The organism is Synergistaceae bacterium, assembly GCA_012728235.1.
Lineage (GTDB): Bacteria > Synergistota > Synergistia > Synergistales > Synergistaceae > JAAYFL01.
The window spans coordinates 1-7923 of record JAAYFL010000054.1; the positions used below are offsets into that span (position 1 = coordinate 1).

Genomic DNA, 7923 nt, shown 5'->3' on the forward strand with positions numbered 1-7923 from the left:
AATATATCCTGTTACCATATCGTTAATGAAGTGTTCTGCTAATTCCTCGTTATGGCTACTCCATTCAACGAAACCCCTCTCTCTAAGTTTTTCAAGTGCATTACTATACATATTTTCAACCTCCGAATGTATCACTATCCTTGCGATATTTTACAACAAGAAAAAATAAAGACAAGTTATTAGTTATAACAAATTAATTATATTTAAATTTTTGTAATTCTTTTTTATTTTAGTTTTCTTTAGCTCTAACGTCGTACCAATTTAGCCTCCCGGAATCGTAGCTTTCCCATACAAGGGAAATTTTTCCGAATGTTTTGAGCATTTTACTAAAAGAAATTACTTTTTCATTATCTAAGGTATAGAGATTCATCTCTGGTTGGAAGCACTCCTCAGTATGGTCATTTTCTGAAAAGATATCTCTCTCTGAGTTGTAGTCTTCGGAAGAAAAATAATTCATTTTGGACATTTCCACCAAAGCATCAGCAATATGAGGAAGATCTGCAGTCAGCCAACCGATAGCTTCTTCGTCTTCTTTCAGAAGTTTCCTTAACTGGTTATAAGGTTTTATTGAGTTGGGTGCAACGAGTCCGAAGAGGGCGAGGTTTTTATCTGAGACACCCAATGTTGAAAATGGCAAAGATGCGGTTCCGCCGTAACTAAAACCGGAGAGTGGGCTTGGTTCTGTCCCGAAAAAAAGCTTTTGCCAAAAAGCAGATACTGCCGTTTTTAACAGCTGTTCATCCGCTGTAAATTCAATAATAAAACCGGGAAGGTTAAACCACAGAAGATGATTGTGACCTCCTACTGATGCCACAGTTTTTCCTGTAAGGATTTCGCGTATTTCTTTATTCCTTAGTCCCATCGTTTTCCCGAGAAGAGCAAGATTGTTTAATGGGAGGGGCCAATCTTTTGGGGATCCTTTAAGTTTTGAAATATTGATTCCTAATGAGAATAGCACGGGTTCCGCAGAAAAATATTTTGAATCACTCCACTTTGTTGGTGATACAGACGCAGCAATTAATCTATAAATTTCTTTATCAAGTCCAGATATTTTCCATTTTAACTCTCCTGAGTTTTGATTATTTTCGACGTTTGGTGAATGTCTCCATGCTGCTTGAAAAATAACGGGGGTTCCGTCTTTTCCTCCAAGTGTATTGAAAAATCCCCCATCTGCTATTTCAATATATCCGGGAAATGTTTTTTCTTTTATCCACTTTTTTCTTGTAAGTGATTTTTCTTCTCCTCGTAATGCATTATTCATTTGTTCCAGCAGTTCCAAGTCTGCTACCATTAGTACGTGGTGTTTATCAACTTGGTAGTAGATAGGATAATCAGAGCTGTCTGCATATATTCGCCAACAATTTTTGTTAGTTCCCTGTAAAATCTTTCCATTCTTTATAACTTTTTTTAAAGAGTCGGGAAGTATTCCTTTTTTTAAAGACTTCATTTCATTCTTGCTGTAGCGTAAAGCCAGGTAAATTTCCGGTTTATTTTGATTTTTTTCTTCAATAAGAACTGCGGATTCCATTGCTGTTGACGCAATGGAAAGCATTAGGCTACGTGGAGTGCCATTTTTAAAAAGAGAATCTCCTTTTTCTGTTAAAAAGATAGAAACCGCTCGAGGATACACATACTCCCTGTTCTCTATAAAGATGTAAGGGTTTGTTTCTGTAGGGGCTGGTATAGCGGACATTAAGCGACCACGGAGGGATATATCGAGTAAGATATATATTCCGGTTGTTACTATAATTATTATTAAAAGAAAATAAACAAAAAGTTTTAAACGTTTTAACACCCTTACACCTCCGCTTCTCCCCAAAATGATTTCTCTGTGTATTTTGTGTATATTATATCTTTTTATACAACTTAGTTATGAAATGTAAAATAAGAGTTTTGTTAATTTTTTATAACTTGTGCGGGATATTTTCTGCTGCGGTTTTAATGTATTATTCGTAACAGTTCAGTAAGGCGACATTAATTTATGTATTTAATGGGAACTCACACTTGATAGTAGTTCCTTTAGATGAAGAGGAAACCGTCAGTTTCCCACCTACAAGAGACATCCTTTCCTGCATGTTTGAAAGCCCTCGATGTCCCTTTACTCTTAGCTCCGCAATATTTTCCGGAACGTCAAACCCCTTGCCATCATCCTCTATTTTTAGCAGAATTTTACTTCCAAGGTCACGCAGAGAAATTGTAATTTCATTTGCGTTGGCATGGTTAGCACTATTATTAACTGCTTCTTGAGCCACACGAAAAAAAGCCATAGTGACGTCATTTGGGAGTTCTCTCACTTCATGAAGGTCAAGGTTTATCTTTATTCCCAATTGAGCATTTTGGCGCTCAGAAAGTTCAGTTAGAGCTTGAGCAAGTCCAAGATCGAGCCAGGGCGGTGTTAAATTATTGCAGACCTCTCTCATCTCTCGAACTCCAGCTAAAGCCGCATTTTCTGCTTCTGTGAGCCGCTGTCGCATTTTTTCTGGAGAATCAAAATCAGTTGCAAGCAGTCTCAATCTTTGTATCACAGCAGTTACATCTTGTAGAGGTCCATCGTGAATCTCTCTGGATATCCTTGAGCGTTCCTCTTCCTGAACTTTTACAATGTCTGTGACATATCTTCTATTAAGTACGGCTTTATCTATTGCAGAATGAGCTAAAGTTACTATTGCGGCTCTAAGTTTTTGCAGCTCAGTAACGGCTTCAGGGGCATTCTTTTGTGGAATATCCTCTCCCCATTTCAGTAGAGATATCTCTTCCTCAAGGTCTTTTAACGGCATAATAACTTTTTGCCACATTATAAAAACGGCAAAAATTCCAATCAATCCTAACATCCCCACCATAAATGGCCAGAACGTTGTTAGAGTTACCATTGGTCCTAAAAGTTCCTTTGAGGAGACCGCTGCCAACACAAAAAGATTTTTGTTAAGAACTGGATAGAATGCTATCGTATAATAGTTCCCATCTGCGCCTCGTATTTTACTAGGCACTCCGTAAGTCAATAATTGGTTTGATAAAACGGACATCATTGGTGCGTTTGGAGAGCCATATAAAAGTAGTCCAAATTCGTCAAAAACTGCAAATGTGCCGGGTATGGGCAAGTCTTCTGCAATAAATCCTTCTATCCCAACACCAGGCCTGTATTTCTGCCGCGGTTGCCACATCCCGTCCGGCTTTAAATCCCATCGGGCTGATTCAAGCCTTGCCGCTGCACCACGAGCTAAATTTTGTACATAAGAAGAGGCTAGAGAGTCCATGGTTTTCTCGAATTGACAAAAACCCACCCATGCCAACAGGAATGCTCCGAGGCTCGGTAGAAAAACGGCTATGGTTAGTTGTAGCAATAAATTTTTTCTCAATTGATAAGTTCTTCGAGAGTTACTATCCCATATTTTAATGATAGGAGCATTGCTTCCGTTTTGTTTTTGGCTCCTAATTTATCGTATATGGAAGCAAGGTGCGTCTGTACCGTTCGTTCGCTAATAAAAAGTTGTGTAGCAATTTCTTTGCCTGATAGACCTCTTGCCGCCAACAATAAGACTTCACGTTCTCTTACCGATACAGGTTCCGGGACAAAGCCACCCTCTTCTTCGACGGCACTCGCAACTTCGCTGTCGAGATAGAACCCGCCACGCGCTACTATGCGGATAGCTTTTGAAAGGGTTTCCATATCTGCTGTCTTTAAGACATAACCTCTTGCGCCGGACCTTAATGATGCCATTACGTATTGCTGCGCATCATAAGATGTCAGCATGAGTGAAGCTGTTGGTATGCCGGACTCTTTTATTTTTCTAGCCAAAGCTACACCATCTATGCCGGGCATACGAATGTCAAGAAGTGCCACTTGTGGTTTATACTTTTGTATTCCTGCCCATGCAGCATCGCCATCGGCGTATTCTCCTACCACGTTAAAGTCTGATTCTTTGGTAAGATACCCTTTCATTCCCTCTCTTGTTAGGGGATGATCATCCGCAAGAATAATTGAAATTGACATTTAGTACTCCTCCTTTTTAACGTAAAAATGTTCTTATATCTTTTAATCCGTTTCTTGTTTATCAAGTTGATAGTTTGCTTTTGTCATATTACAAACTTAGGTTCTCTTCCTACCGAAAGTTTCTTTGTGTTTAGCTAAGCCTTCTCAGAAGCGTGTGCGTTGTTCAAAGTATCATCAATATTTAGTTTTACTATTTCAATTCCCGATTCCTTTAAAATTGAACGAGCCAAATCGTCGGGATAAGAGTGGAGGTAAACAATTCTTTCACATCCCGCGTTTATGAGAGCTTTTGTACAATAAATACAGGGCTCATGAGTGCAATATAGCCAACATCCTTGTGTTGCAATACCATTGGCAGCTGCTTGTGCAATAGCGTTTATTTCAGCATGAGAACCGCGACATATTTCATGTCTTTCACCCGAAGGGATATTTAAGGTTTCTCGCAAGCAACCTCTAACATCGCAGTGAACTATTTTTTTAGGAGCTCCGTTATACCCGGTGCTTAAAATTTGTCTGTTTTTTACAAGTACTGCTCCGACAGAGCGCCTTAGACAAGTGCTTCTTGTTGCAACGACAGAAGCTATTTGTGAAAAATATATATCCCAGTCGGGTCTTTGTTTTAACATCTTTTAAACACCACTCCCAATAATATTATAGGTTAAACTTATCTAGTAGTATCAATTTTTGCGATAGAAAATTGCTTAATTTTAAAAACAGAGAGTTTTATTCTCTCAATTAGTGTATATAAAGATATTCTGTACGTCTAGGGATTAGACAGTTGTCGCAATGTTTTTATTTAACAGGATGTAGTCCATTGCAGCTATTGCAAAAGCATAGTGCAACATGCTAAACTGTTATATTGCGAGGGCCCGTAGCTCAGTTGGATAGAGCGATTGCCTCCTAAGCAGTAGGTCATCAGTTCAATTCTGGTCGGGCCCGCCATTTTCAAAAAAGTAAAACGACACGTTCGGAGTGTTTTTCGAGCGTGTCGTTTTTTTGAATCATGTTTTATTTATAGCTGAAGAGCAACTGTTTGCTGTTCATTATTACGAGAATAGGTTATTTTTAGTATGGCTCCATTTTTAGCCCTATTTTCAACATAAGCTCCAATGTTTTCGACTTTCAGATTTTTAATGTCATAGGTATCGATTTTTACAATGTAGTCTCCGTTTCTAATGTCCGCCATTTGTGCCGGTGAAGGGCTATCAATTATTCCAACGAGCAATCGCCCCTCTGGATCACGAGAGCTTTCAGAAATATCAAAGCCCACATATTTTCTGAAAGAAGAAATAGGCGTCGGTTCTAAGTAGGAAGCTTTTTCCTCTGCAGATACCCCATATTCTGAGGAAATGGTTGTAACCTTTAACTGATTAAGATTTTTTAAAAAAGTATATTTTAGCTTCACATCTTCTTTTAAACCAGTTACGGTAAGGACCGTTATTGTGGAGCGATCATCCAGAATGGGCGAGTATCCTCGTTCATTCCAGTGTGTTTTTAAGTATGCTGTTGTATTTGCCAGCCCATTTTTAGCAATGAGTCCTGTTACGTTTGTTATTTCTGTCCGAACGGTGTTATCGCAGAAATCTTGTACATCGTTTAATTTCTTTTCGTAAGCCTCTTTTTCAGCAGTTTTAACTCGTTCATTATACGAGTTATTATTTGCAATAAGCATTCCGAGAAGAAGTCCGGTGCCACCAGCTATTGCCCAATCAGATCCACTGTATCTGTAGTAACGATTGCCCAAATGATGACGATGTCGATAATAGTGTCTGGCAGGTAAAGGCCTGTGATATCTCAAGGGTCTTGCTTGAGCCGCTGGAACAAAAATCAGAGATATTATTAGGTAAAGAGAAATTGTACGCAACTTCATTTTTAAACACTCCTTTCAACTCTCTATGCGTCTTGCTTGTAACTTAGGCAGAGAGAATGGAATAGTTCAAGATTATTCGCAACGTCTTTCTTTGCGATTCCAACAAATGTGTGTATGTTTTTATTGTCAAATAACATAGTAAGGAAAAGAAGCCCATCTTCCTCAGAGTTATCTTTTTTTACGTCTGCTACTATTTCTATTCCTTGCAACCCATCTATAGTTACACTATTTTCTGTTACTATGTTTAACTTTTTGTCCGGCTCAATAGACTTGATTTTTTCTTTTGCATATGGCAAGTATCTGTTAGAGGTTATGTTGTGAATGTTCTTACTTTTTGAAATAACAAAAAGAGCTCCGTCTGAACTTTTTGTTGGAAGATTTCCATCTTTTGTGTAAACGGAAGCTCCCTGTGAAATTCCAGCAAATTTAATATCTCTTTTGTCTATATCTATTTTAACTGTATGGAATTCATCCAGTTGCTCTCTTTGCTCATTTTCTTCCCAATATGCTGATTTTATCATTTCCAGAAGAGCAGCGGCATGGTCTTGATTTTTTGAGTCATAAGAAGAGCTAATCATCCATGACTTTTCTCCCTTGTCTAGTAGCAATACCCACTTTCCTATAACTGAGTATTCTCCTGCTTGAAAAACTTTTAGTAGAGTCGCACTGGTTTTATTCCATAAAAAATCTGTCTTGGATTTTAATTCAAGTCCTACTTTTTTTAAGGTATTCACGTTAAATTCATCCAGTAGGGTTTTGTATGGCAAATGCAGCTGTGTTGCTTCTATTGTTATTTTTTTATTCTTATCCGCATAGCCGAAATCTGTTTTTTCAAAGTTAAAATCCGGAGCGGGAATCATCAGAATAGGAGGAGTAAAAAAACTCACGTGTTTCTCCGTTCTGGCAGTTGCTATTTCTTTTACATCTACATCTGTTTGCGCAAACACAACAAAAAGGTCGCTCGATATCAATATTATAAAGAAACTTATTCCGAAAATTATTAAGTTTTTAAAAAATATCTTTGTCCTGGTCATATTCTTTTTCTCCTGAGAATGGGAGTCTTTTAAATCCGGGAATTATCTTGTCTACAAAATCTTTTATAAAGCCTTTTACCACTTGTGTCTGTATTTGTGAAGCAAGTTCGTCTGCATATGCTGTTGCTTTTTCCATTTCCATATTGCGAAGTGCAGATATTTGAGATTCTACATTTTTATAATCCTTGGTTTTTATGTATAAAACTCCCAAAATATAACGGTCATCTATGTTTGAAGGGTCTAATTCTACAAGCCTTTCGTAATGTTTAAGAGCCTTATCGTTATTACCTGTTCCGACAAAACTTTCTGCTAATCCACGTTCTATTTCCATGTTTGTACGAAATGCAAGTTTGTCTGCTTTGATAAAGTGCTCTGCGGCAGCGACATAATCTTGAGAGGCCAAAAACTTCTGAGCTTTTGAGAGAGCTCTATTCCTTATTGTGGCGATTAAAAGGTATGATGAGGCACAAAGCAGCGCCAATGCAATAATTATTACAATTGCAGTTATAAAGTTCCCCTTGTGTTTCCTCAAAAAACACCCTCCTCTAATAGCCAGTTTTAGTTATATTAAGATGCTCATTCCAATTATATCTTATTAACTTCATGAAAGAATCTGTACGCTCTAACATATGTATGCCACAGTAATCCATTGGATAAAAAAAGATGTCGTTCAACTCAAATTTAAAGTAATGACAAATTAAAGTCCAAATTACACCTCCATGTGCAACAATCAGCAAGTTTCCGGAAGAGTAGTCGTTAATTATATTTTCAAAGGCAGGGACAGTTCTCTTTTGAAGATCCTTAAAACTTTCTCCGTTTGGAGGTGCTACTGACGCGAAAGAATTTCCGTTTGCATCATAAAGCTCTTCCCATTTGGTTCGAACTTCGTCATAGCTTTTACCCTCCCAGTCGCCAACATGTATTTCGGACAGCCCACTTATCGTTTTTATCTCGTCCTTATATTTTGGAACAGTGAGTTCGGCGGTACGTTTGGCACGTAGTAATGTGCTTGCAAAAACCCCATCAAA

8 protein-coding genes and 1 tRNA gene are annotated in these 7923 nt (G+C 38.0%); 1 reads left to right on the forward strand and 8 read right to left on the reverse strand.

All coding sequences use genetic code 11. From position 1 onward, the window contains the following. Window positions 1-229 precede the first annotated feature (229 nt). The 4 genes from GXZ13_04095 to GXZ13_04110 form a co-directional block, all read right to left on the reverse strand. A complete protein-coding gene (locus tag GXZ13_04095; GenBank protein NLX75016.1) occupies window positions 230-1795 on the reverse strand; it encodes a hypothetical protein in 1566 nt (521 codons plus the stop codon). Window positions 1796-1979: 184 nt separating this feature from the next. Then, a complete protein-coding gene (locus tag GXZ13_04100; protein ID NLX75017.1) occupies window positions 1980-3356 on the reverse strand; it encodes a sensor histidine kinase in 1377 nt (458 codons plus the stop codon). After that, window positions 3353-3991, reverse strand: a complete 639-nt coding sequence (locus GXZ13_04105) for a response regulator transcription factor (protein ID NLX75018.1) — start codon at window positions 3989-3991, stop codon at window positions 3353-3355. Before GXZ13_04105 ends, GXZ13_04100 begins: the two co-directional genes overlap by 4 nt. Before the next feature lie 134 nt (window positions 3992-4125). Then, window positions 4126-4617, reverse strand: a complete 492-nt coding sequence (locus tag GXZ13_04110; protein ID NLX75019.1) for a cytidine deaminase — start codon at window positions 4615-4617, stop codon at window positions 4126-4128. A gap of 239 nt (window positions 4618-4856) precedes the next feature. On the opposite strand from GXZ13_04110, the gene GXZ13_04115 reads away from it, so the two are divergent. After that, window positions 4857-4933, forward strand: a tRNA-Arg gene (locus GXZ13_04115). Between the two features lie 70 nt (window positions 4934-5003). On the opposite strand, the gene GXZ13_04120 is transcribed toward GXZ13_04115, so the two are convergent. From GXZ13_04120 to GXZ13_04135, 4 genes are all read right to left on the reverse strand, one after another. After that, entirely contained in the window at window positions 5004-5861 is an 858-nt protein-coding gene (locus GXZ13_04120) for a PDZ domain-containing protein (GenBank protein ID NLX75020.1), read from the reverse strand. A 23-nt stretch (window positions 5862-5884) separates the two neighbouring features. Then, window positions 5885-6895, reverse strand: coding sequence for a hypothetical protein (locus GXZ13_04125; GenBank protein NLX75021.1), 1011 nt, complete (start codon window positions 6893-6895; stop codon window positions 5885-5887). Further along, window positions 6870-7427, reverse strand: a complete 558-nt coding sequence (locus GXZ13_04130; protein NLX75022.1) for a hypothetical protein — start codon at window positions 7425-7427, stop codon at window positions 6870-6872. Before GXZ13_04130 ends, GXZ13_04125 begins: the two co-directional genes overlap by 26 nt. Before the next feature lie 13 nt (window positions 7428-7440). Continuing rightward, a partial coding sequence (locus GXZ13_04135; protein ID NLX75023.1) for a histidine phosphatase family protein occupies window positions 7441-7923 on the reverse strand: 483 nt, incomplete at its 5' end.

What these genes read in the sequence shown, in the direction of transcription:
- GXZ13_04125 (NLX75021.1), bottom strand. Translation starts at nt 6,895, where the DNA reads ATGACCAGGACAAAGATATTTTTTAAAAACTTAATAATTTTCGGAATA.
- GXZ13_04105 (NLX75018.1), bottom strand. Translation starts at nt 3,991, where the DNA reads ATGTCAATTTCAATTATTCTTGCGGATGATCATCCCCTAACAAGAGAG.
- GXZ13_04120 (NLX75020.1), bottom strand. Translation starts at nt 5,861, where the DNA reads ATGAAGTTGCGTACAATTTCTCTTTACCTAATAATATCTCTGATTTTT.
- GXZ13_04110 (NLX75019.1), bottom strand. Translation starts at nt 4,617, where the DNA reads ATGTTAAAACAAAGACCCGACTGGGATATATATTTTTCACAAATAGCT.